The 2,642-nt window shown below is 63.1% G+C and carries 2 protein-coding genes; both read right to left on the reverse strand.

Annotated elements, in window-relative coordinates:
* A partial coding sequence (locus ACRESD_RS22970; protein ID WP_431753000.1) for a molybdopterin cofactor-binding domain-containing protein occupies positions 1 to 1,904 on the reverse strand: 1,904 nt, incomplete at its 3' end.
* Positions 1,904 to 2,356 (reverse strand): (2Fe-2S)-binding protein, encoded by a 453-nt coding sequence (locus ACRESD_RS22975; RefSeq protein ID WP_431753001.1) that lies wholly within the window; start codon positions 2,354 to 2,356, stop codon positions 1,904 to 1,906. The genes ACRESD_RS22975 and ACRESD_RS22970, both read right to left, overlap by 1 nt.
* Positions 2,357 to 2,642 lie beyond the last annotated feature (286 nt).

Below are 2,642 nucleotides of genomic sequence, written 5' to 3' on the forward strand. Positions count from 1 at the left end.
ATGTGATGCAGCTTGACCTGGCCGTTTTCAATCGACACTTCGGCCACCACTGCCGCCTGGGAGCCGAACGGGGAGGCCATGGCCACGCCACGGGCACGTCGGCTGCCGTCCTCTGCGGTATAGGGCCCGCGCTTCCAGCCGCCGGACAGTTCTGCCACCGCTTGCAACAAGGTGGTCAGTCGCTTGTTATCGCGCAATAGGTGCAGGCGCAGCTCGTAGGGGTCATGGCCGCCTTTGTCGGCCAACTCATCCAGGAACCCTTCGTAGAAGAAGTCGTTGAGCGAATTGCCCACCGAACGCCAGTAGCCGAGCATGGGCGAACCTTTGACGTAGATCTGCGCGATGCGTTTGTTGGGGATTGCGTAGGACTTGCCCGACAAGCCTTCGAGGGCCGTGGGGTCGATTTTATCGCCCTGTTTGCCGCTGAGGGCTTCGGTCGGGCCTTCGGTGGCGCTGACCGCCTCGATGGCCACCGGCAAGCCCTTGTCGTCCAGCGCGGCGCGGAACTTGACCACGGCGACCGGGCGCAGCACATCGCGCAAGAACTCTTCCTCACGGCTCCAGATCAGCTTGACCGGGCGACCGACCGCCTTGGCCAGGGCGATAGCCTGCGGGTACGGGTTGGCCGAGTCATACAGGAAATGCCGTCCGAAAAAACCGCCCAGCAGCGGCGAGTGCAGCGTGATCTTCGCCGGATCGAGCCCGGTACGCTTGGCGATATCGGCGCGGAACATGTCCGGCGCCTGGTTGGGCAGCCACACTTCCAGCGTGCCGTCGGGGTTGAAACGTGCCAGGGCCGACGGCGGCTCCAGTTGGGCATGGTTCAGGTATTGGTTGTGGTAGGTGGCTTCGACCTTGGTCTTGGCGTTTGCCAGCGCGCCGGCCACATCGCCTTCGTTTTCGTCGTCACGGGCCGGGCCTTGCTGGGCGGCGAGGAAGTCACGGTGTTTGTCGGTGGAAAAATCCGCGGGCATCACCCGCAACGGAGAGTCGGCCGCTGCTTCCAGCCATTCCACCTGGATGGCCTCGACGGCACGCTTGGCATGCCACCAGCGTTCAGCCACCACCGCCACCGCGCCAGGCAGTTGATGGACCGAGTGCACACCCTTCATGGCTTCGACTTGCGCCTGGTTGCGCAGGCTACCCACGGTCATGCCCAGGCGTGGCGCATGCTGTACGGCGGCGTGGAGCATGTTGTCGACTTTGATGTCGATGCTGTACTGCGCCTTGCCGGTGGATTTATCGTAGGCATCCAGGCGTTTCACTGGCTTGCCGATCCAGCGGAACTGGCTCGGGTCGCGCAGGGTGATCGTGGCCGGGTCGGGCACCGGCATGTCCAGGGCGCGACCGGCCAGCTCGCCATAACCCACCGAGCGACCAGAGGCGGTGTGAACCACGCGGCCGGGCTGTGTGGTCAGTTGGGCCACGGGCACGCCAAGCTGCTCGGCACCGGCTTGCAATAGCATGGCGCGGGCCAGGGCGCCGAGACGGCGCATGGTCGGGTAGCTCATGCGTATCGACATGCTGCCGCCGGTGATGCGCAAACCGTTTTCCATCACCACATAGGCTTCACCGGGCGGTGCGGCCTCCACCACGAAGGTGGCAGGATCGGCATCCAGCTCTTCACCGACAATCTGCGCCATGGCGGTGTGGGTGCCTTGCCCGCCCTCCATGAAAGGACTGCGCAGGTGGATACTGCCGTCCGGGCGGATTTCCAGGAACGCCGGCACCTGGGTGCCACGTTCGGGGGCGTTGGCGGTGGCGGCCAATGCCCTGGGCGTGCCCAACGGCAGACCAAAACCAATGACCAGTGCGCCTACGGCGGTGCTGGCGAGAAAGCGGCGGCGGGACAGGTTGACCGGATCACCCAGGGGCAGGTCGAGGCTTTCGTCAGAGATGTTCATTACACGACCTCCTTCGCCAAATCATTCATGGCGGTATGGATCGCGTTATACGTACCGCAGCGACACAGGTTGACCATCGCCGCATCGATCTGCGCTTGAGTGGGTGCCGGAGTGTGCTTGAGCAGCGCGGTGGCCGCCATCACCTGCCCGGACTGGCAGTAACCGCATTGCGCCACTTGATGTTCGACCCAGGCCGCGACCACGCGCTTGCCCACATCATCGTTCTCAACGGCCTCGATGGTGGTGATCTCGCGACCGACCACGCCTGCTACCGGTGTGACGCACGAGCGCACCACGATACCGTCTACCAGCACGGAGCACGCGCCGCATTGCGCCAGGCCGCAACCGTATTTGGTGCCGGTCAGCCCCAGGTCATCGCGGATGACCCACAAAAGGGGCGTGTCGGCGTCGGCCTCGACTTGATAGGCCTTTTGGTTAATACGTAATTCCATGGCTCACCTGCTGATCTACGGTAGGTGCGGCCTTTTTTAATAAGAAGATTTGCGCTGGCCGCTCATTGTCGAACTCTAGACCACGGCGCAAGGGCTAACTATCCGCTAGTCGGTAAATTCAGAGGATCAGGCAAGTATTCGACAGGATTGGGTGAGGGGGGAGAGGTGGGTTTCAAGTCCAGCCTGGCGGATGGACTTGAATGGACGGGGCTTTCGGCGATTTAGCGGGCTTTTTCGGTGCTTCGCTGCGGATAAAGCGCCTGCCAATGTGAAATCTGCTGTTGGA

Origin of the sequence: Pseudomonas sp. (assembly GCF_050739995.1) — a bacterium.
In the GTDB taxonomy this organism is placed as follows: Bacteria; Pseudomonadota; Gammaproteobacteria; order Pseudomonadales; family Pseudomonadaceae; genus Aquipseudomonas.

Excerpts from the sequence above, each read along its gene's own strand:
- ACRESD_RS22975 (WP_431753001.1), bottom strand. The coding sequence starts at position 2,356 with ATGGAATTACGTATTAACCAAAAGGCCTATCAAGTCGAGGCCGACGCC.